General features: G+C 28.2%; 19 protein-coding genes. 4 read left to right on the forward strand and 15 right to left on the reverse strand.

Annotation, left to right across the window (positions count from 1 at the left end; translation table 11 throughout):
- Positions 1-784 precede the first annotated feature (784 nt).
- From ECAJ_RS02640 to ECAJ_RS02705, 14 genes are all read right to left on the reverse strand, one after another.
- A complete protein-coding gene (locus ECAJ_RS02640; RefSeq protein WP_011304623.1) occupies positions 785-2,401 on the reverse strand; it encodes a hypothetical protein in 1,617 nt (538 codons plus the stop codon).
- Positions 2,402-2,824: 423 nt separating this feature from the next.
- Positions 2,825-3,580 carry a cytochrome c1 gene (locus tag ECAJ_RS02645; protein WP_011304624.1) on the reverse strand — a complete coding sequence of 252 codons (756 nt, stop codon included), beginning with the start codon at positions 3,578-3,580 and terminating at the stop codon, positions 2,825-2,827.
- Positions 3,580-4,806, reverse strand: coding sequence for a cytochrome b (locus ECAJ_RS02650; protein WP_011304625.1), 1,227 nt, complete (start codon positions 4,804-4,806; stop codon positions 3,580-3,582). The genes ECAJ_RS02645 and ECAJ_RS02650 overlap by 1 nt, the downstream gene beginning before the upstream one ends.
- Before the next feature lie 24 nt (positions 4,807-4,830).
- Positions 4,831-5,394 (reverse strand): ubiquinol-cytochrome c reductase iron-sulfur subunit, encoded by a 564-nt coding sequence (gene petA, locus ECAJ_RS02655; RefSeq protein ID WP_011304626.1) that lies wholly within the window; start codon positions 5,392-5,394, stop codon positions 4,831-4,833.
- Between the two features lie 482 nt (positions 5,395-5,876).
- Positions 5,877-6,749, reverse strand: a complete 873-nt coding sequence (locus ECAJ_RS02660; protein ID WP_011304627.1) for a hypothetical protein — start codon at positions 6,747-6,749, stop codon at positions 5,877-5,879.
- Positions 6,750-6,845: 96 nt separating this feature from the next.
- On the reverse strand, positions 6,846-7,649 hold the full coding sequence (locus tag ECAJ_RS02665) for a metal ABC transporter permease (protein ID WP_011304628.1): 804 nt from the start codon (positions 7,647-7,649) through the stop codon (positions 6,846-6,848).
- Between the two features lie 6 nt (positions 7,650-7,655).
- Complete coding sequence (locus ECAJ_RS02670; protein ID WP_011304629.1) at positions 7,656-8,018, reverse strand: Mth938-like domain-containing protein; 363 nt, start codon at positions 8,016-8,018, stop codon at positions 7,656-7,658.
- A gap of 325 nt (positions 8,019-8,343) precedes the next feature.
- Positions 8,344-9,210: a translation elongation factor Ts gene (gene tsf / locus ECAJ_RS02675; RefSeq protein ID WP_011304630.1), complete on the reverse strand. Its 867-nt coding sequence runs from the start codon at positions 9,208-9,210 to the stop codon at positions 8,344-8,346.
- Positions 9,200-10,075, reverse strand: a complete 876-nt coding sequence (gene rpsB / locus ECAJ_RS02680; RefSeq protein WP_011304631.1) for a 30S ribosomal protein S2 — start codon at positions 10,073-10,075, stop codon at positions 9,200-9,202. Before rpsB ends, tsf begins: the two co-directional genes overlap by 11 nt.
- A gap of 659 nt (positions 10,076-10,734) precedes the next feature.
- Positions 10,735-11,313, reverse strand: a complete 579-nt coding sequence (locus tag ECAJ_RS02685; protein ID WP_011304632.1) for a Maf family nucleotide pyrophosphatase — start codon at positions 11,311-11,313, stop codon at positions 10,735-10,737.
- On the reverse strand, positions 11,306-11,554 hold the full coding sequence (gene infA, locus ECAJ_RS02690) for a translation initiation factor IF-1 (protein ID WP_011304633.1): 249 nt from the start codon (positions 11,552-11,554) through the stop codon (positions 11,306-11,308). The genes ECAJ_RS02685 and infA overlap by 8 nt, the downstream gene beginning before the upstream one ends.
- Before the next feature lie 112 nt (positions 11,555-11,666).
- Entirely contained in the window at positions 11,667-12,737 is a 1,071-nt protein-coding gene (locus tag ECAJ_RS02695) for an efflux RND transporter periplasmic adaptor subunit (protein WP_011304634.1), read from the reverse strand.
- 18 nt (positions 12,738-12,755) lie between these two features.
- Entirely contained in the window at positions 12,756-14,156 is a 1,401-nt protein-coding gene (gene lpdA / locus ECAJ_RS02700) for a dihydrolipoyl dehydrogenase (RefSeq protein ID WP_011304635.1), read from the reverse strand.
- Positions 14,157-14,179: 23 nt separating this feature from the next.
- Positions 14,180-15,343: a PQQ-binding-like beta-propeller repeat protein gene (locus ECAJ_RS02705; RefSeq protein ID WP_011304636.1), complete on the reverse strand. Its 1,164-nt coding sequence runs from the start codon at positions 15,341-15,343 to the stop codon at positions 14,180-14,182.
- 573 nt (positions 15,344-15,916) lie between these two features.
- On the opposite strand from ECAJ_RS02705, the gene gpmI reads away from it, so the two are divergent.
- Positions 15,917-17,422 (forward strand): 2,3-bisphosphoglycerate-independent phosphoglycerate mutase, encoded by a 1,506-nt coding sequence (gpmI, locus tag ECAJ_RS02710; RefSeq protein WP_011304637.1) that lies wholly within the window; start codon positions 15,917-15,919, stop codon positions 17,420-17,422.
- A gap of 975 nt (positions 17,423-18,397) precedes the next feature.
- Here gpmI and der read toward each other — a convergent pair.
- On the reverse strand, positions 18,398-19,717 hold the full coding sequence (gene der / locus ECAJ_RS02715) for a ribosome biogenesis GTPase Der (RefSeq protein ID WP_011304638.1): 1,320 nt from the start codon (positions 19,715-19,717) through the stop codon (positions 18,398-18,400).
- Between the two features lie 230 nt (positions 19,718-19,947).
- On the opposite strand from der, the gene carA reads away from it, so the two are divergent.
- The 3 genes from carA (at position 19,948) to dut (ending at position 22,932) form a co-directional block, all read left to right on the forward strand.
- Entirely contained in the window at positions 19,948-21,063 is a 1,116-nt protein-coding gene (gene carA, locus ECAJ_RS02720; protein ID WP_011304639.1) for a glutamine-hydrolyzing carbamoyl-phosphate synthase small subunit, read from the forward strand.
- A gap of 301 nt (positions 21,064-21,364) precedes the next feature.
- On the forward strand, positions 21,365-22,324 hold the full coding sequence (gene ispH / locus ECAJ_RS02725) for a 4-hydroxy-3-methylbut-2-enyl diphosphate reductase (protein WP_011304640.1): 960 nt from the start codon (positions 21,365-21,367) through the stop codon (positions 22,322-22,324).
- 146 nt (positions 22,325-22,470) lie between these two features.
- Positions 22,471-22,932: a dUTP diphosphatase gene (gene dut / locus ECAJ_RS02730; RefSeq protein WP_011304641.1), complete on the forward strand. Its 462-nt coding sequence runs from the start codon at positions 22,471-22,473 to the stop codon at positions 22,930-22,932.
- Positions 22,933-23,161: the final 229 nt, after the last annotated feature.

A 23,161-nucleotide genomic window follows, 5' to 3' on the forward strand; every position in this document is an offset into this window, starting at 1 on the left:
CTTAATTAATAACAAACTAACATATTCATACAATCAGTTTGAAATTTTCACTTTAATAAATCTCTATTTGATCACATATTATATCAAAACATATAAGTGTATATATTGCTTATATATTAAATTTACCTGTACTTGATCATGCTGGTTTTGTAAAATATTATAAAATCACATTGAAAGCACTAGTACTGCTAATACAATTGTAATTGCTATACATCTCCAATTCTCAATTTGGATACAGTTTTAGGATTTTAGTATCATCTTATATTAGTACTTGGTATTTTAAAAGTAGTAAGAGTGAGAATATATTGCAAAAATTAATTTAGGGATTGAGTATAATTTGTCTAAAAATCAAAGCAAGATAAAGTGTAAATTGACTTTAGAATTTCTAAGTAATAATAACTAAGCATTTAGAACTTAGATAATAATATCAAGTTAAAATTTAACAAAAATGACAACTTACTCTATCTTTTACATAAAAACTAAGACTATTTATTTGCTATTTTCCGTTTTTCCTTTATACCAATAAACTAAGAAACATATACCAAACAAGTTCTACTAAAGTTAAACAACAATACACAAATTAAAAAATCACAATTTTATAATAATGTGTATTGCACGCTAGACAAAATTTAAAGCCCTTATTTAGTATCGAAATATTTCGCTTTTTTTATACCTATGAATTAAGAAACATATACTTAACAAGTTCTACTAAAGTAAAACAACAATACACAAATCAAAAACTCATAACTTTAATAATAATGTCTGTTACACTTTAGAAAAAAGCTTAAAACTCTGATTTGATACCTGCTAGCAATACGTATCCTTTACCACTTAAATCGGTTGGTCTATAATACACACTGTTACTAGCATAATTCATTTGATCAAAAATATAATAATTATAATTAATAAATAAGCTATTCTTAAAACTATTATATTTTAAAATATTATATTGCAACCCAACACCTACATCTTTTAACTTATTACCAAGTCTACTACTTTCAAAGTAAATAATACTAAAATTTAAAGGTTCACGTTGATAAGCAATACCTATATTCCAATAGTAATTAGTATTTTTAGAAAATTGCCATTTATCATAACAAGTATTCTGCGTAGTGTAATGACTATAACATATTTTATTTAGAAACCCAGAACGATTTAAATTTCCATATGCACCTGCTAGCCTCAGATTATCATAACTAAAATTAAAACCAATTGATATTCCTCTTAATTGCTGATGAACATAATACATAGCATAACTTAATCTAGTATCGTTATCGATATATTCATTACCATATTCACCTATAATAGAAGCATTAAACTTAAAATTTTTAACATTATAAGCATAAGAAACACCTCCACTAATGATATTTTTATATACTGGTCCAACAATACCTACATTAGAAGTATCACTTCGACGATTGACACCATACACAAGAGTATAGTCTTTAGTTACATCTAATTTACCATCCTCTTTCTTTTTTACATCACTGACAAGGTATCTACCAAAAATTACTGGAAATTCAAATAGTTGTTGATTATAACCAGCAGGAGAATAGCTTATACCAAACCTTAATCCCATAAAATTTTGTGATTGATAAGATAATCTAAATGGCAAATTATTAACAAAATCTTTAGTAATAATACCAAATGACGCATTATGATTTGATTTATCAAAAACAAGATTATCATCATTACGGAAAACACTTTCACTATATAACCCAGGATTAAAATTGAAATTGTATAATAAATAACTTGGGCTTTCTTTTTTTTCATGAACAATACCTCTCAAATGCTTTGCCCAAATGTTATAATTATCACCAGCAGCTATATCAAAAGCATTTAACTTAATAACTGATTCCATCCCCTCTTGATATCCAGCTGAAAAGTCACCATAGGGAGTTTTAGCAAATACTTTTGATCCTCTATTAAAAGCAGCATGCCTATTAAAACTTCTTCCAGCTACATTCGGAATATTAACTTGAGAGTGTATGCCATACACAATTCCATGTTTATCTGGATTTGATTCAACTCTCAAACTCAATATCGCATCATGTTTAGTACCAATCTTCTCAATATTCCCACCAGTATCCACATCAAAAAGTCTAGTATGATTCAAAAATTTCTTTGTGCTTTTACTAGAATCACTTGAATACCAACCATAAGATACCACATTACCAGAAAATTTAAGACCGCTACTCTTTTTTATCGCACTATTCATTTCTGACAACAAAACACATTTTTTAACATTGCCTATAAATTTCTTACAATTTGCAATATCAATTTCTGATCCGCAATTCTTATCAACTGCAGACATATCATTTAACATTTCATCAGAAAAAGCACTATTAGAACACATCATTAATAAAGATGCTAAAGCGGAAATTATTAAGGGATTTTTCATAAACACACCCAATTAGTTACACACTACACTAATTACACTACTGCTAAAACAGCAGTAATATTATGATATATCAGTATATATCCATAAAAATATATTATCAATAGTAAAATAAAAATTATTTTTCCAAAATATGATAAAAAATGCATTTTTTATGTTTTAACACATAAAACCTGATACTGATAATTCCATATCAAGAAATTCATACAGTTATTTGAAATTTTAATAAATTAATTTATATAAAGATGTGAGGCTTCATCTTTGTTATATGCTTTTTGTGAATATTAGAAACCAACCTATAAAATGAAATACAAAATTATATATTTCATTCAGTACTGTAAATTATTGAACTTATATAAAACTACAAAACATTAACTCAGGGAACACTAGTGTAAAGTCTAATACACAATTAGATAATATCAATTATTATTTATAAAGGCTTTTCCATAGTCCCTTATTTACTAATATGACAAAAATTGTGAGTATCAACAAGAAGCTAATAACCTTAATTCCTAATTTTTTACGTACCTCCATTTCAGGCTCAGCAGCCCATTGAAGAAAATTGACTAAATCATACGCCATGTTTTCTATCTTAGAATCTGTACCATCTGTGTATTGAACTAAATTATCAGATAGTGGAGGAGCCATTAATATTTTACCAGTACTAAAATAAGGATTAGTATATAAACCACCTTCATCAGGTTCACTGCTTTCATAACCAGTCAATAAAGAATATACATAATTTGCACCATTATGCCTTGCTTTAATCATCAAAGACAAATCAGGCGGAAATGCACCTTTATTAGCAGCTTTAGCAGCCTCCTTATTAGGGAAAGGTGATACAAAATAATCTGACTGTATACCTGGACGTTCAAACATCTCACCATTATCATTTGGACCATCTAATACTTGATAAGATGCAGCAATAGCTTTTACTTCATCTTCAGAAAACCCTACATCACGCAGATTACGAAATGCTATTCTTCTCATAGAATGACACGATGAACATACTTCCCTATATACTTGATAACCACGCTGTATAGATTGCCTATCAAATGACCCTAATATACCATCAAATTTCCAATTAACCTTCTTAGGAGATGTATGCTTAAATTCATCAGCAACACATATAGATGAAATACAAATAAAACAAACTACTATAAGAAGATATCGAATCAACATTATTTCATCTCCGGTACTGCATCACTTACGGTGTTTGGAAGCGTAACTGGCTTTTCATACTTAGACAGTATAGGTAATACAATGAGAAAATATGAAAAATAATACAACGTAGATAATCTACTAAGTGTTACGAATGGTTCTTTCACTTCCTGTCCACCAAGCCAAGTTAAAAAACAAAAATTTAATACAAATAATACATAAAAAATTCTAAAAATTGGACGGTAACTACCACTTTTAACTTTGCACCTATCTAATATTGGCAATAAAAACCATACCATTATAGAACCAATCATAGTAACTACACCTAATAACTTATTAGGGATAGAACGCAGCATAGCATAAAAAGGCAAAAAGTACCATTCAGGAACTATATGAGCAGGCGTAACCATAGGATCAGCCTCAATATAATTATCTGGATGTCCTAAATAATTTGGAATATAAAATACAAATAAAAATAAAAATATAAAGAATATACCAAATGTTATACAATCTTTAACAATAAAATATGGATATATTGGAATAGTATCTTTTTTAGATTTTACTTCTACACCACTTGGATTACCTGATCCAAATCTATGAAGTGCTATAACATGTAAAGAAGCAAGCGCTAATATAATAAAAGGCAATAAATAATGTAATGCAAAAAATCTATTCAACGTAGGATTATCAACAGAAAAACCACCCCATAACCACTGTACAATGTCTTGACCAACTAAAGGTATTACAGAAAATAAATTAGTAATAACCGTTGCACCCCAAAAGCTCATTTGACCCCAAGGCAATACATAACCCATAAACGCAGTTGCCATCATTGCAAAAAAGATAAAAATCCCAATAAACCAGACTAACTCCCTAGGACTCTTATATGAACCATAATACAAACCACGCAATATATGTATATACACAACTATAAAAAAGAATGAAGCACCAACAGCATGAGTATATCTTATCAACCATCCATAATTAACATCACGCATTATTCTTTCAACACTATTAAACGCATGTGCAACGTGTGGAGTATAATGCATTGCTAAAAATATACCTGTTATAATCTGTAATATTAATGCAATACCAGCAAGGGACCCGAAATTCCATGCATAATTTAAATTTTTAGGAACCTGATATGAAGCTAACCCTTTTAAAAAAGCACAAATCGGCATTCTGTATTCTATCCAAGCTAGGATACCCTTTCCTTCAGGCTTTTTTATATTGTCATGTCCAGACATTAATTAATACCTCTAATTATATACTTATGCAACATCAGTCCCTTTCGTACCTATAACAATAACATCCTTTCTAGAAAAATAGTAATCAGGTACAGGCAGATTAAGTGGAGCAGGTCCACTAACAATTCTACCAGATGTATCATATTTAGAACCATGACAAGGGCAATACCACCCTTTTTTTCCATCATCTACCTCTACTGGAACACACCCCAAATGAGTACAAATACCTACCATTACCAACCACTCTTCTCTTCCTACATGAGTACGTTCTTGATCAGATTGTGGGTCTTTCAGACTATCCATTTTGACAGATCTAGCTTCCTCTATCTCCTGTGTTGTACGTTTACGTATAAAAACAGGTTTCCCTTGCCATTTTACAACTTTAGTCTTCCCTTCTTTAATGTCTGATAAATTCACTTCAATAGTAGACTGCGCTACCACCTCTGCAGATGGACTTAAAAACTTTATTAAAGGGTATACTGAAGAAAACAATCCAATACCTGCCATAGATAAAGTAGTCAAACCTAAAAAATCACGCCTTTTAACTTTTGTCTTAAATACAGAGCATTTATTCTCATCATTACTCATAATTACCCTTCAACATTACAAATATAGATGACATCAAATTGTCATAACGCTAGCCTAACATTATAAAAGCAATATAAGGTTATACAAACATATTTTATTAATTAATTACCTACTTTCGATATCAAAGCTATACTACTCTTTAACCTTCATACTATAAACTAAATATACAAGTCTTATTTAAAAACAACTCTAATATATGCAAAACATTATTAACAATTAAAATTAGCTATAAATCCATACATACAACAATAAACCCTATATAATATTTATGATAAAAAGTAAAGCATCAATAGTCACCAGATTATCAAATAATTACTTTATATCAAGAATTATAATAAATTATTTAATAATATAATATATTAAAATTTTAAATACAAAAATCATTTTTTAGTAAATTAAAGCTAGACATTATGTAAACCATATTAATATATTCGCCATCTATAAATAACTCACCATTACCTACACAAATTTAATCTAACAATTTATATTCTGTTCAATATTTTTAATATTTTCTGCCTATTCAACTGATAATCACTTTCTCCTATCAAACTTTCATCATCAATTGTATTATTATATGCTGATACTTCTTTCAATAAACTATCACGTAATTTCGTCTTAATCCTTAACTCATTATTTAAAGAATCTATAATATTCTTATTATCTTCATCAGCATTAGTCTTAACATATTCATAATAATAATCAGGTAACTTGTCTACCATAAATATACAAAAAAACAATGACAGTAAAGCATAATACATATTTAACTCAACTGACCGAAATTTCTGATTAATACAGCTATAAAAGAACTGATATAAAAATATTAATAATGCTACAATAAATGTAATAAGTTTTACTACTTTACATAACGAATTAAGATCATAATATTTTTTATTTGTTGATACTAAATGTTCTTTTTCAATATTAATATAAATTTTATCATCATTACATAAATGAGTGAAATACCATTCTATTTCTCTCTTAATAATATTAAGCTCTATTTTCAAATTATCTAAATTAATGTTTAAATAGTAAATTTGTTTATTTTGTTTACTTAATTTAACACTACATTCACTACTTTTCTTCAGTATTAGATTAGCAATACAAAACATAATTAAAGCACTTGAAACTAACATTCCATATATCTTTAGATTAATAAATGTTGATGAAGTTTTATCAATTCCATATATTTTAAAAAAAACAGTAATCCCAATACTCAGTAATAAACATATTCCCAAGAATATAGAATTGACCTTCTTGCTAAAATATCTCATTAATATATTAAAACTAAATATCAGTAATAAAGAACCAATAACTAAACCAATAGCACGTGCTATTAATTTCTTAGCAGATGGCATATTACTCTTTATATTTATTACAAAATTATACTAATTTTAGCATATTATTTTAATATAACTACAAAAAATATTTTAACTTACACACAAATATCTATCTTAATTCACACATCTGTTGATGCAGTACATACATAACAATAACAGGAACGATACCATTATAATTAAAGGACCAGGAAAAATATCAAATTTCTCAGATAATAAAAGTCCTGTAATACCAGAAAATATAGAAATAATTGTAGAAATTATTATCATTTGCAACGGGGTCCTTGATATCAATCTTGCTGCTGCTGCAGGAATAACTAAAAAAGCAGTAATTAACAATATTCCTACTAATTGGGCTGCAAAAGCAATAAAAATAGAAAGTATTATCAAAAATTCCAATTTTATAAAACCTATATTTACACCTTCAGATGCAGACAAATCATTACTTATAGATATAATTAACCAATATTTCCATCTATATACAATAATAGTAATAATTATCAATGATACTAAAGCCATTATTATAAGATCTTTATTAGTTAACATTAGTACATCGCCAAATAATGAATGTATTATATTACTGGTAGCAGAAGGAAAAAAAGATAATAATATCATTCCTAACGACATAATAACATTAGTAACAATACTTAAAACAGTATCTATAGAGTAAATTTTATTCATACTATAAGATAGCAGTAGTGCAAAAATAATAGAAATACATAAAATACCACTAGATATACTAATGTTTAACAATATAGCTAAAGCTACACCTAAAATAGATGCATGAGAAATACTATCTCCCAAATATGAAAGATTCTTCCATATCATAAACGACCCTAGTGACCCTGTAACTAAGCTCACAATCAATATAGCAACTACTCCATTAACAAAAAAATACTCATTAACAATTTCAAAAAACATAATAATTTATAACGATATTAACGCTGCACAAACATTTCTACCTTCATACAATAGAATATTATATGTACGACAAACTGCTCCTGTAGACATATGTTCAATATTAAAACCGCGTTTCAAAAAATTGTTTTTTACTGTATCAGGTAAAAATATGTGATTTTTACCAGTACCAATCAACACTATATCTAAAGTTTCATCTAATAATTCAATTATATCTTCCAAATTAGAAATGCTAAGGTTTAAATAAGAAATAATTTTATTAGGAAAAATTATATGAGAACCTAAATAGATATTATCATTTATCAAAAACTTACCTGTACCATATCCAGTAATAACATTTTGATTAGGACAAATAATTGGTGTAATATCCATAATTTCTCATATAACAATTAATTCATTTTATAAATTAATGCTTCTAACAAAAACATATAAAACTATCTTATAAACTTTAATGCATATCTACTAGTACATAAAAATAAGTGTATAATACCTATAACTTATTTCAACCTTATAATTGAAATATACATATAATCTCACACTTAACAAAGTATATATAACATATACCGAATGCTGTAATGAATAATTATCCACAGTATAATATAACAAATACACTGGATTTAATAATATACAATAAATCTATTATTCAATTATTTAACATATACCTCATTTAACAAAAATACTATCCTTAATAGTATCACTATTTATTAATAACAAACAGTTTATATCCTATAAGATTAATAGTTTCTGCTAACTCTGACTCTTTTCTCTTGACTAACTCAGAAATTGTTAACTGACTATCCATCACAAAGACTTGGTCTAGTAAAACAACATCCTGGTAAAATTTAGCCATCCTACCATCTATTATTTTTTCTGCTACAGCTGCTGGTTTATTTAATTGATCAACCTGCTTTTTTATTATTTCACGTTCTTTATTTAAAAGATCTTTATCCAAAACATCAAGAGACAACGCTTCTGGTTTTGCAGCAACAATATGCATAGCTATTTGTTTTGCAAGTACTTTTAATTTTTCACTATCACCATTAGATTCTAAAGCAACTATTGCTCCTATTTTACCAAGATTATCGATTACAGGATTATGAATATATCCACTAACAACACCACTATTAACAGACAAGCAACCTATTTTATTTAAATGAATATTTTCCCCTATTATTGCAATGTTACTCATTATTTCATCATGAACACTGGTACCACTAATATATTCATGTTTTAGAAAATCTTCTATACTTTCAGTAGCATATTGATTAGCCAAGGAAACAAGATTTAATACTAATTTCTGAAATTTTTCATTACGTGCTACAAAATCAGTCTCCGAATTTACCTCTAAGATCGCACCTTTATTCCCATCAACATGAATTGCTATTAAGCCATCTGATACATCCTTAGTAGACTTCTTGTAAGCCTTTGCAATTCCTTGTTCCCTAAGATAATTTTTTGCTTTTTCTATATCACCATCACAAGAACTTAATGCTTCTTTACAATCACCAACACCTGCACCTGTTAAATCGCGTAATTTTTTTATCGCACTAATATCAATTTTCATTATTACTTCCTCCTATAAGATCTTCTTCTTTAATACTTGCAGCATTATCAGTATTATCAGTATTATTATTATTTTTATTATTCTTATTATCTCGATTACTTGTTCTTAAAAGATCATCTCTCTTCTCTACTGAGAAATCTTTAATACCATCAACATTAATACCAGATTTAGCTAAATCAGAACGTATTGCTTCTAATATAGTATCTGATACAATCTTACAGAAGAAATCAATTGAACGTACAGCATCATCATTTCCAGGAATTGGATAATCTATACCAGTAGGATCAGAATTTGTATCTAATACTGCTATCACAGGAATATTCAACTTATTAGCTTCTTTAATTGCAATATGTTCCTTATTTGTATCAATTACAAACAAGACATGAGGCAATCCCCCCATATTACAAATACCACCTATAGACCTATCAAGTTTTGCCCTTTTTTTCTCAAAAAGCAATAATTCCTTCTTTGTAAATTGATTATCAACATTCTCTATTAATTTTTCATATTCTTTTAGTTTTTTTATTGATAAAGAGATAGTTTCCCAATTTGTTAACATACCTCCCAACCATCTATTATTTACATAATATTGTCCACAACGTATTGCTTCATCAGCAATTATAGCAGATGCTTGAACTTTAGTTCCGATAAATAACACCCTTCCTCTTTTAAGAACCACATCATATAAAGCTTTTAATGCATTCTTAAGTAATACTACAGTATTCTGCAGATTAATAATGTGAATATCATTATATACACCATATATATACGGAGCCATCTTAGGATTCCATCTACTCGCTTTATGACCAAAGTGAACACCAGACTCTACTAAATCCCGCATCGTAAATTTTGGTAAATTAACCATTTTATTCCTCTAATTTCATAACAGTTACCCCTCCATGACAACTACCTGCTAATGTATAACAGGACCATTATGTTACATCATGTGTGAAATGCAATTCCAATAAATAACTTAATATATAGAGATATTTAGATAAATACTCCTATCGTCATCATTATTTAAATGCTCACCATATTAGCAATTGCTACCATTCTTAGCAAGAAATTTATTATCATCACAAAAACACTTATTATTACAAATTCCAAACAGATTATTAGAATTAACCAACTAACATACTAAGTATTTTGTTACGTAAATATTGAAAATTAACTTTATGAAACATATTACACACTATCCATCTTAACAACGTGTGTTGAAAATCAATTAATAGTTACAAAAGATGTGACTATCATATTCTTAATTATATATTACTAAATTTTATGAAATGCATTTTATAGTGTTGTAAAATAATACAAATTAATAAACAAATTTAAAGAATATTCAATACTGTTTTTAATATGTATACACTCAAAAGTACAAAATTAATGATAAAACGAAAGATTTTACTTAATTACAAAAAATCCTTGATCTACATGTATAGTTTAGAGAAAAGCAATCCAACACACTATGTATATCATCATATAACTTAATTACACAAAATTTAATATTTACAACTAAGTCACTTATATAGAAAAATACCGATTCAAAATTGAATAAGTTTCATATAATGGTAAACCTATAATAGAAGAATATGAACCATTGATTGATAATACAAATTTACCAGCATTAGTTTGTATACTACATGCCCCTGATTTTCCATACCATTGCCTAGAATCTATATAAGCATCTATTTCTTGTACAGATAAATTCTTAAATTTCACTACTGTCACAACATTCCTACAATGTAATTTACCATGAGGAGTATATAAACAAACAGTAGTATATACCCTATGCCTACGTCCTGATATTAATCTTATACACTCAAGAGCTTGCTCTTCTGTTTCTACTTTTGGCAATATTCTCCTACCACAACATACAACAGTATCAGCACTTAATACAAACTTATCAGGATGTAATAACTTCACCTTTTCACATTTTGCTTGAGCTATACGTATAGAATAAGCCTTAGGTAATTCTTTTTTTAAAATCACTTCATCTATATCAGGAGATATTATTTCACCAGGAACCACACCAATTTGTTCTAGTAAAGACAATCTTTGCTTTGAAGAAGAAGCTAATATCAAATTATCAAATTTAAGCATCTGTAATTTTCAATCTTCTAATAATCCTACCTTTTCCCACTTCACCTTTATTAATACCATAAGTACTAATCTCTACTAATACTCTATCGTGCATTAAAATACGTATTTTACTTTTTCTTATTTTCCCTGAAGCATGTGCTATAATTTCGTAATTGTCATTGAGCTTTACCATAAAAGTTGCATCACGTAATAACTTAACTACAATACCCTCAGCTTCAATTATACCTTCTTTTGTTACCACTACATTTTATCAAATAATAAACCTTTTACATTGTAGAATACACAACTCTAACCTGCAACATAATTTTTTTTATAATATAACAAAGTAAAATTAATGCACAAGTTTACTATTGCTATTCATACTCAATATGCGTATTCTCTTTCACATATTCATGCCCTAAAGTAATCAATTTAATATTATCAGGAGAATTTACAATCCAAACATCTCCATTGTATTCACTATCAATAATCTCAATAGGTATAAATTTTACTCTCTCATCAATAATTACTTTAATACCTAAATCTCCATTATCTTGTAAATCTAAAGCAGAAGATGAAATCCTGTGAGCTTTATAATTTCCTAATGGAATTTTTACAGAATAAACAGCACCATGTGCAAAAACCTTTGAATCATCATTATCCAATACCATCTCAACTCTATAAGTTCTTGTATTACTATTTATTACTTTACTAATAAAAGTAATAGGAGCATCTATTTCCTTATTTTGTGCCATTAAAATCTTACAAATACTCCCTAACTTCAACTTATTTAAATATTTTTCTGGAACATAAGTAACAACCCTGATTTTATCAAAATTAACTAAGTGCACAATTGATATTCCAGGAGATAGCAATTCACCAACTTGGACATTAATTTTATCTATAAATCCAGAAAAAGGAGCATTTATTTCAGTACTACCTAAATTAATTTGTGCTCTTTTTACATCAGCTTTAGCTGATTCCAAAGCAGCAAAAGACAATGCATCATTTATTTCAGACCTATAACCATGTTCATTTAAAGATTGTGAAGCTTTATATTCAAGCTCCCTTTGCCTTAACAAAGCTTGAGCTTGCTTTAATTGTGCTTCTTTTTCATATTTTTCTACCTTAACTAAAAGATTACCTTTTGTAACATAATCACCATCTTTTACTAAGATATCTGATATCTTACCAGCAACTTCTGATATAACATTTACATGATGGAAAGCTTCTACTTCACCTATCAAAGATAAATATACTAACTTTTCCTGAGCATGAGACTCTATCACTTGAATATTAGGAGCATTATTATTATTATGCAATACATCTCGTTCTGTCTGTACACTTTTCTTAAATACTCCACTACTAATCCAGAAAATAGCCAATAGCAGAATACAAAACGCTATCTTATATTGTAACTTCAACTTTAACAGCTTACGTAACACAACATTTCAACCATATATTTAATGATTTAAAAATGCTGCTTCACATGCATCTCTAAATGCTTCATTAACGTCTGGATGTGAATGACAAATACGAAATACATCTTCTGAAGATGCTCTATAAGCCATAGCAATAGCAGCTTCATTAATCATAGTATCAGCATAAGTACCAATAATATGAACACCTAAAATAGCATTATTTACCTTAGAAGTTAACACTTTTACAAACCCAACTGCATTATTTGTAATCCTTGATCTACCATTCGCAGCAAAATTAGATTTACCAACACTATAGCTATAATTAGCATTCTTTAAACTCTCTTCTGTCTTCCCAATAGATGCAACAGCAGGATGTGTATATATAACAGATGGAATAATTTCATAATCCACATGTGGAATATGACCAGAAATTAATTCTGCAACAGCAATACCTTCTTCTTCTGCCTTATGTGCAAGCATTGCTCCACCAATAACATCACCAATAGCAAATATACCTGGTATATTTGTCTCATATCTACTATTGACCTTAATAAAACCTCTAGAATCACATTCTATCAAATTATTATCAATCAGCCCCTTAGTATATGGAACACGTCCAATAGATACTAGAACTTTATCTGCTTCTATTACTTCAGACTTACCATCTTTTACAGATTCAAGATGTACAGTCAAATTACTTCCCTTGTTATCTATAGAAACAACTTTAGTAGACAATTTAAAATTAATACATTGCTTCTTTAAACTTGTGAGTAGAGCTTTACTAATATCACCATCCATACTAGGAGCAATTTTATCTAAAAATTCAACAACAGTAACTTCAGAACCAAATCTACTCCATACAGATGACATTTCTAACCCTATAGCTCCAGCTCCTATAACCACTAATCTCTTTGGTGGCTCTTTAAAAGATAAAGCCGCAGTAGAAGATACTATATTTTCTTCATCAATAGTAATACCAGGGAAACTAGATACATCAGACCCAGTAGCAATAACTATATTTTTACTCGTTATCTGCTGCTCAGCATTATCCCCATTTATAGCAATAATAAAATCATTAGAACCTACAGATTTTATTTTTCCAGCACCACATAAATAATCAATTTTATAACTAGAAAATAACTGACTAATCCCACTTCCTAACTCAGCAATATTCTTATCCTTAAATGACATAATCTTATTTAAGTCAAAATTTAAATTATCAAATGTTATACCGACTTCAGATAAATTATTTTTCAAATGATAATACTCGTGAGAAAAATGTAACAACGCTTTAGAAGGAATACAACCTACTCTTAAACAAGTACCGCCTAGAATCTTATTTTTATCTATACATGCAACTTTTAATCCAAGTTGAGATGCTCTAATTGCACATTTATAACCTCCAGGCCCACCACCAATAATCACAATATCATAATTTTGCATATTTATACCATAATATCACTATTTCAATGAAAAATAACTACCTTACCTTTATCTGTTACAATATAAACTGAAGAATTAAGAAATACTGGCACATAATAAGTTGACGATAATATATAATTTACCATTTTTAAAGTACCAGATTTATAATCTAAATATACCATACACCCGTCATTGGATATCACTAAAATTTTATCACCTATTATAATAGGAGCACACCACTTGTTTTTTGGCTTTCCATGCTGCAACAAATCATACTGCCATAAAAAATTTCCTGTACTAACATCCAACAACACAAGTTTATTATCAATAATAGCTGCTATATTTCCTCCATCAATTTGAGAAACATATTCAACCTTTAAATCTTTTGACCATCTGGTTTTACCAGATTCAATATCAATATTCGATATACTATGTAATTTATCAACAGCAATCACAGTACCATTTGCTGCTTGTAAAGCAGCACCATTACTAAAAGCAATATTAGCCTTCGATACATTACTTTCCCACATTTTCAAACCATTTAAATAATTAAATGCAATAACCTTTCCATTTGAAAAAGAGAATATTACAGTATTACCATACAATGCTGAGGAAGCAGAGCTATAGCTTTTCACTTCAGGAAGTGATTCTTGACTGCTCCATAGTAAAGACCCATCAGAGACATTAAAAGATGACAAATTATTATCTACAGTAACAACTATCAAATTATTATCAGCAACTATAGGAGACCCAGCAATTATACTACTTAATCCCTTTTGCCATTTTATTTCTCCAGTTTCAAAATCTATACCATATACATTATCATCTACAATATAAAATACCATATTTTCAGAATATAATATATTAGCCCTATACATTTTACTGTATTTTGTAAGATCCAATTTCCAGTAACATTTTTCAATATTTTTACTATCTACAGAATGCAAAATACCATTCCTGCTTAAAAATATAATCCTATCATTAACAAATACAGGCATTACACCTTGATGCATCTTTAAAGAGATTACATCTCTGTTACTCAACCTACTACTAGCTAGAACAGCAACATCTTTATCATGATTACCACCAGAATTATCAGACATTTCAACATCATAAAGACTATGTTCCTGCACTACCCCACTCGCCAACACTAATACAGGAAATAGCAATATAAGAACAATCAAAGTTACAATACCGGATTTTATCATTTATATATCAAAAATTATTACATTACTAAACTAACTATATTACTTATACAAAGAAATCAACTACTTTATGTATTCATTACATACGTATTACAAAATAATATTATTTTTTACAATTTATAAATTTTATACTTTTCTATTAAAATCAGTTTTATATTTTTAACACACAAACATATTAAATTTGCATATCGAAAAATAGTTCTTAATCAAATTGTGACTAAAAAATCAAAACTTTACTAGAACCAAACACATATATAAACTTAATATTATATTTCACACTATTCTAAATTCTTCAATAATATTAGAATTATCAATTATACAGAAAATTAAAATATTATAGATTTTCAGATATTAAACTCAGATTATTCAAGTATCACATATTATCATGATTTTACAGATAAAAACCTAATAACTCTGTATCAACAACATTAATTTACAAAGGCTTTGTAAATGCAATATAAAAAATATCAAATGATAGATAATTACAAGTACAAATATCTACTAATTTTTAAAATATATCTACTATATATTAACAAATATGATATAAACATAACAGTGAAACAGTTCATTAAATTTATGACCAATCATTCTGTAATTTTATGTATATTGGATGGATGGGGCAATGGTGAAAATAACCAATTTAATGCTATTGCTCAAGCCTATAAACCATGTTGGGATAATATAACACTACAGTACCCAAAAAGTCACTTAATTACTCATGGATCATCTGTAGGACTTCCAGATGGACAAATAGGAAATTCAGAAGTTGGGCATGTTAACTTAGGGAGTGGTAGAATTGTCTTACAAGACTTATGTAAAATAAACAATGAAATAAAATACATCAAAGACAACGTATATCTATTAGAATTCATCAATAAAATAAAGAAAAACAATGGCATATGTCACATAGCTGGTCTATTATCTGATGGAGGAGTACACTCATCTTATACACATATCTTAGATATAATTAACACATTATCTGACTTTCAAATACAAGTAGCAGTTCACATATTTCTAGACGGTCGTGATACTCCACCAATATCAGCTACTAAATATATCAGTATTTTATGTGAACATATTAAACATTTAAATAACATCAATATTGCAACACTAAGCGGTCGCTACTACGCCATGGATCGTGATAATAGATTAGATCGCACAACAAAAGCATATAATGCTATAGCATTTGCAAATGCCAAACGTTATGAAGATCCATTAACAGCTGTACAAGACAGTTATAATCTTGGTATCACAGATGAATTCATATTACCATGCATCATTGGAAATTATCAAGGTATGAAACCACAAGATGGATTCATTATGACAAATTTTAGAAGTGATCGAGTAATACAAATCATTAAAATGATTATAGGAGATATTAAAACCGATAACCATATAACATTAGATAACACAATAGGTATGGTTAAATATTCAGACAAAATCAACATACCATGCTTATTTCCAAATAATAACATTACAAATACATTAGGAGAAGTTATTGCAAATAATCAATTACATCAATTAAGAATTGCAGAAACAGAAAAGTACGCACACGTAACCTTTTTTTTTAATGGTGGAAAAGAAGATATGTTTGAAAATGAAGACAGAATCATAATTCCATCACCTTCAGTAGCTACTTATAATTTAACGCCAGAAATGTCTGCAGAAAAAGTTACTGACACAATAATTGAAAAAATAAAACTACAAAAATATTCTTTAATTATTGTAAATTATGCAAATGCTGACATGGTAGGGCATACTGGAAACATAGATGCAACAAAACAAGCTATAACGACAATTGATCAATGCTTGAGTAAAATATTAAACTGCATACAAAATACTAATTACGTATTAGTAATTACTTCTGATCATGGAAATGCAGAAGAAATGTTTGACGTAAAAAATAACATGCCATATACAGCACATACATTAAACCCTGTTCCATTTATAATATGCAACTATAATAAAAAAATCAGATTAAAAAATGGAAGATTATGTGATGTAGCACCAACAATATTAGAAATACTTAACTTAGCAAAACCAAAAGAAATGACAGGTGTTTCACTGATTGAACAGGTATAATACAAATCTATTTTTTATAAAAAAATAAAACAAATTACAATCAAACTATAACAAAGCTTTTTCTTATATATAAAAACTTCACATAAGCTTATATTTCAAAAAATTAAGAGTTTTTGTTTTTTCTAGAATTCAACTTTTCTACAACAAATAAATCACCTATATTATTTTTGAATAAAATAAAAGTGGTAAACTATTACTAGAATATCTGTAATATACTTTTATATGTAATTTCATACTATACAGTAAGCATAAGATACAAAGTACTTTTAAATAATCTATCGAAAACCACCTTAAACCATGTTAGTGGAATTTAACTAAATAAAAATTTCTATTTTTTTAAAGTTGATTTTTTTCAAATTAAATAAGATTCAACTCACTACTAATAGCAAGACACATATTAAATTCCTCATTGAATACCGATAGTAATCTAAAACAATAAGACTAAACAATCCATGAAAACATTAATTTTTGTAATGTTAGCACTTTTTTTAATGTACACTGATTATCATTCTATTAATAAAAAAGTATTTTAGTAAACCATCCACTAAATACATTTTGACTAGATTACATGTATGTTATTCTATACAATTTTACTATTATATGAGTTTTGTCTTTCCAAGTTTATTCTTGCATTAGAATTTCATTAACAGAAAAATATTCTCTTAAGCTTACTTTAAGTAGTACTATAATCAATCACAATAAAACAATCTACAAAAATATTATTTTTTTACCATGTGAACTTCTTTTAAACTCAACTTGATAAAACTCCTACTGATAAAAAATTATTCTATTAAATTGTTGATTAGATACTTTTCTGATCAAATTATATTAATAGCATTCAATACAAGGAATAAAACTATCAATTTTTATAATCTTTATTTTCAAATATAATAAGAACATACAGATTAGTAGAAAACTATTTCCTAAGCTGCCCATTAATAATACTGGTAAGTTATATCAATAAAATAAAAAAGTCTAATTTTTATTATCATATGGATTTTTATTCTTTTTCAAGTTTAACTTTATTGGAATTTCATTGATCGAGAAATGCTTTCTTAAACTTCTCATTAAATATTGCTGATAAGTTAGGTCAATAGCATTTAAATTGTTAACCACTATAATAAAAGCTGGAGGCATTACTCTGACTTGAGTAATATACTTTAGCTTCACTACTTTACCATGAAATAATGGAGGCTTATGATAATCTACAGCCAGCTTCAACCATTTATTAAGCATAGGAGTACTAATACGCATCTTTAGATATTTATAAAGCCCTATGCTCTTATCAATAACTTTATTACAGTTAATATTTTTAAGTGCAGAAATTTCCACAATTGGAACTTCAAAGTTCAACTTATTATAATTACAAATATCTTTTAATAACTCAGATCTATCTTTCCTAGCAATCATATCCCACTTATTCAAAGCAACAATAAGAGCCTTACCATTTTGTATTGCAAGATCAGCAATATATAAATCCTGCTGTTCTATACCATAAACAGAATCTATAACCAACACTACAATATCTGACCTATTAATTGATCCAATAGTCTTATGAACAGAACTTACTTCTATCTCTTCAATTACCTTTGCTTTCTTACGCATACCTGCAGTATCAATCAATGTAAACATTTGATCTTTATATTGATACTCTATATCTATAGAATCTCTAGTTGTTCCAGCTTCAGGACTCACAATCATTCTACTTTCACCAAGCAAACTATTAACAAAAGTTGATTTACCAGCATTTGGTCTACCAACAATAGAAAGCCTAATGTTATCTGATTTTAAAATATCTAAATCATGTTCCCCAACAAACGGTAACAAAACCTCATATAAATCAATTAAACCTAAATTGTGTTCAGCAGAAATATAAACCGGACCTATAAAATCAAAATGTCCTAAATAATCTACAGTATAACATTTTTTCTGACTTTCACATTTATTTGCAACTAATATCACAGGCTTCTGTGTACTCTTTCTTAAATATTTTGCAAATTCCAGATTTTTATCATCCTGTTCAACTTTAGCATCAACAACAAAAAATACAATATCACATCCTTCTATAGCTAATTTTACCTGACCTAATACTAGTGCAGATAATTTTATTGTATTATCTACTCCACCAGTATCAATAACTTTAAACTTCAAGCCACATAAATCAGCATTACCTTCTCTTCTATCTCTTGTCAAATTAGGAGTATTGCTCACAATTGCAGATTTTTGATTAGTTAACCTATTAAAAATAGTAGATTTTCCAACATTAGGTAACCCAACTATAGCTATTTTTAACATATAAAAATTCTACACTTTTTATTAAATATTGCACAGATATACATCAAACACAAGTACTGAATAGATTAACGCACCGTTTAACATATTATACAACATATAAAAATCAACTTTTATTAGGTCATAATGTTAAAGTGTAAACTCAACAAATCTCATGAAAGTAAATTATATAGTTAACTTTCAAAGAATTTCCTATATAATTTCCAGGATTCGTTGGCTTTATTAAATAAAAAATGTCTCAATTAACAAGTTATTACAATGCTGTTCTCGTATTATCAGACGGAAAGCATTTTTTCGGAAAATCAATAGGAAGTAGGATACCAACAGTAGGAGAAGTATGTTTTACTACATCAATGATAGGGTATCAACATACTATCACTGATCCATCATTTGCAGGACAAATTATTACTTTTACTTTCCCACACATTGGCAATGTTGGAATAAATCACAAAGATTTTGAAAATCACAATATATTAACCCATGGAATTATAGTAAAAACAATATCAGAAGACTCTCATTCAAGATCTTATTCAAATTTAGAACACTGGATGATACAAAATAACTTAACCGGAATATCTGAAATTGATACCAGGGCATTGACATGTCATTTGCGTAACAATGGATCACAAAATGGAGTAATATACCACTTTGACGACATAAACTTAATAAACTTATCAGAATTACAAAAACAAGCTTCTAGATATAATTATACAAAACATTGTTTAACCATAAAATTCAAAAATAATGATAGAACTACAGATGATAATACTCACCTATATAATATAGTTGTAGTTAATTTCGGGGTAAAATCAGGTATATTAGATGCTTTATCCGAATTAGGGTGCAAAATCCACATGATTTCAGGAAATGAAGATAATTTATCAAAAAAAACATTATCATTAAAACCACAAGGCATAGTATTATCAAATGGGCCAGGTGACCCATCTGCAGTTTCTGAAAACACTATAGAAGAAATCAAAACATTAATAGAATCTAAAATACCAATACTTGCCATATGCTTAGGACATCAACTCATTTCATTAGCAATAGGAGCAAAAATTACTAAAATGCTATTTGGACATAGAGGAAGTAATCACCCTGTTTACAACAAAATTAACAACAATATAGAAATCACAAGTCAAAACCACGGGTTTGTTGTCAATGAAGATTCACTTCCTACAAGTGCTCAGGTAACACATAGGTCATTATTTGATAATACAATAGAAGGTATTCAAGTAGATGGCTATCCAATAATTTCAGTACAATATCACCCAGAAGGAAATCCTGGACCGAATGATTCAAGTTATATATTTGATAACTTTATAAATTTAATAAAAGCAAATAATTAAAAGCTCTGTTAGAAATTCTATAAACTTAGACAGAATTTAAATAATTAAGCATTGTAAAATTTCATAAGTGTATTCAGGTTTCATACTTTAACATCTGAATATTAGATTATCTTTTTATAAATACTAATAAATCTAGTTATTTAAAAATACAACGACATATTTTAACAATTTAGCAATGCATCACCTGATATGTATAAATATCAAATCATAACAACATTTACACATATTCCATGCTTTACTTACAACACTTCATGTGCTGTAATATTTATCACTAATGTACAGGATAAGTGACAGGTACGTAATGGATCAAATTTTAAAAAAAAATGTAGAAGTCATACTTGCAAATCCAAGAGGATTCTGTGCAGGAGTATCCAGAGCAATAGAAATTGTAGAATTAGCTATAAAATACCATAGCAATAACAGAAAAGTTTATGTATTACATGAAATTGTACATAATAAATATATAATTAATTCTTTAAAAGAGATGGGTGTACTTTTTATAGATACACTAGATCAAGCTGAAGATGGATCAATACTCATATACAGTGCACATGGTGTCTCAAAAGAAATAGAACACCTTGCACAACTACGTAATCTAGAGATAATAAATGCAACATGTCCACTAGTAACCAAAGTACATAAAGAAGTACAGTCTTACGACAGAGAAGGATATCAAATAATATTGATTGGTCATAAAGGACACCGTGAAGTAGAAGGAACTATCGGGCAAATAACAACACCTGTACTATTAGTACAAACCATATCTGATATTGACAATATAGCAGTTGTTAACCAAAATAAGCTTGCATATGTAACACAAACTACTCTAAGTGTAGATGATACAAAAGAAATAATTAATAAGTTGAAACAAAAATTTCCTAATATTAAAGGACCAGATTTAAAAGACATATGTTATGCTACTCAAAATAGGCAAAATGCTGTAAAACAATTATCAGAACTAGTAGACATTGTGTTTATACTAGGGAGTAAAAACAGTTCAAATTCAAATCGTCTCAAAGAACTAGCTAAATTAAAAGCCCCTGCTTTTTTAATAGATTCTTATAAGGAAATTGACTTAAGTCTTCTACAAAATGTAGAAAAAATTGGGATAACTGCAGGAGCATCAGCTCCAGAAATATTAATAACAGAAGTTATAGATTCACTTAAACAACACCTAAACATCAAGTTATCAAACTTAGAAATCACTAAAGAAAATATTGCTTTCAATATACCAAAACAACTAAGAGAATATAAACAATAAAACTATATTTCATATTACTACAGAGTAAAATCAATATTTTTATGTATTAAAAATTTACTACGAGAAAAATTACCATATTTATTATATATAAAATTCATGATAAAGTTAAGATTATTGAATAACATCAAGGCATATAGGAAAAATCCATGAAGAACAATACAGATATTCTGATCAAGGTTATCAAGTTAAACAGTAATAATCTTCCACTCCCATCCTATTCAACAGAGAATAGTTCTGGTATGGATTTATATTCTGCAATGACGCAAGATGTCATACTAGCACCAGGTTGCAGAGCTTGTATTAATACTGGCATTGCAATTTCTGTTCCTAATGGATATGAAGCTCAGGTTAGACCGAGATCTGGGTTAGCACTCAAATTTGGCATTACTGTACTTAACACTCCAGGAACTATAGATGCTGATTACCGTGGAGAAATTAAAGTCATTTTAATTAACCTTGGACATGAGACATATACCATCAAATATGGTGATAGAATAGCACAAATGGTAATAGCACCAGTAATACATGCTTCATGGAATCTTGTTAAAGATTTAGATGATGATACCACAAAGCGTGGTGACCAAGGGTTTGGGTCAACTGGCATATAAATTTTGCATACATTAAATTATTGGTAAATTATATTTATAATGTCTAATGTAGCAATAATGTTTTGTATAAAATAACTACTACCTTAATATTACAATTTCACAAATCCAACTTTATATCTACAAAAATTAGAATTTAAACCATCGATTAAAACACACTAAAGCTATACAATACACAGCATAAAACTTATGTTATCATATTTTTTGACTCTACCATTCTACATCCTATCAC

It is taken from the genome of Ehrlichia canis str. Jake (assembly GCF_000012565.1).
GTDB lineage: Bacteria > Pseudomonadota > Alphaproteobacteria > Rickettsiales > Anaplasmataceae > Ehrlichia > Ehrlichia canis.

Coding starts and splice junctions, on each gene's coding strand:
- ECAJ_RS02640 (WP_011304623.1), bottom strand. CDS start 2,401: ATGAAAAATCCCTTAATAATTTCCGCTTTAGCATCTTTATTAATGATG.
- ECAJ_RS02645 (WP_011304624.1), bottom strand. CDS start 3,580: ATGTTGATTCGATATCTTCTTATAGTAGTTTGTTTTATTTGTATTTCA.
- ECAJ_RS02650 (WP_011304625.1), bottom strand. CDS start 4,806: ATGTCTGGACATGACAATATAAAAAAGCCTGAAGGAAAGGGTATCCTA.
- petA (WP_011304626.1), bottom strand. CDS start 5,394: ATGAGTAATGATGAGAATAAATGCTCTGTATTTAAGACAAAAGTTAAA.
- ECAJ_RS02660 (WP_011304627.1), bottom strand. CDS start 6,749: ATGCCATCTGCTAAGAAATTAATAGCACGTGCTATTGGTTTAGTTATT.
- ECAJ_RS02665 (WP_011304628.1), bottom strand. CDS start 7,649: ATGTTTTTTGAAATTGTTAATGAGTATTTTTTTGTTAATGGAGTAGTT.
- ECAJ_RS02670 (WP_011304629.1), bottom strand. CDS start 8,018: ATGGATATTACACCAATTATTTGTCCTAATCAAAATGTTATTACTGGA.
- tsf (WP_011304630.1), bottom strand. CDS start 9,210: ATGAAAATTGATATTAGTGCGATAAAAAAATTACGCGATTTAACAGGT.
- rpsB (WP_011304631.1), bottom strand. CDS start 10,075: ATGGTTAATTTACCAAAATTTACGATGCGGGATTTAGTAGAGTCTGGT.
- ECAJ_RS02685 (WP_011304632.1), bottom strand. CDS start 11,313: ATGCTTAAATTTGATAATTTGATATTAGCTTCTTCTTCAAAGCAAAGA.
- lpdA (WP_011304635.1), bottom strand. CDS start 14,156: ATGCAAAATTATGATATTGTGATTATTGGTGGTGGGCCTGGAGGTTAT.
- ECAJ_RS02705 (WP_011304636.1), bottom strand. CDS start 15,343: ATGATAAAATCCGGTATTGTAACTTTGATTGTTCTTATATTGCTATTT.
- gpmI (WP_011304637.1), top strand. CDS start 15,917: ATGACCAATCATTCTGTAATTTTATGTATATTGGATGGATGGGGCAAT.
- der (WP_011304638.1), bottom strand. CDS start 19,717: ATGTTAAAAATAGCTATAGTTGGGTTACCTAATGTTGGAAAATCTACT.
- carA (WP_011304639.1), top strand. CDS start 19,948: ATGTCTCAATTAACAAGTTATTACAATGCTGTTCTCGTATTATCAGAC.
- ispH (WP_011304640.1), top strand. CDS start 21,365: ATGGATCAAATTTTAAAAAAAAATGTAGAAGTCATACTTGCAAATCCA.
- dut (WP_011304641.1), top strand. CDS start 22,471: ATGAAGAACAATACAGATATTCTGATCAAGGTTATCAAGTTAAACAGT.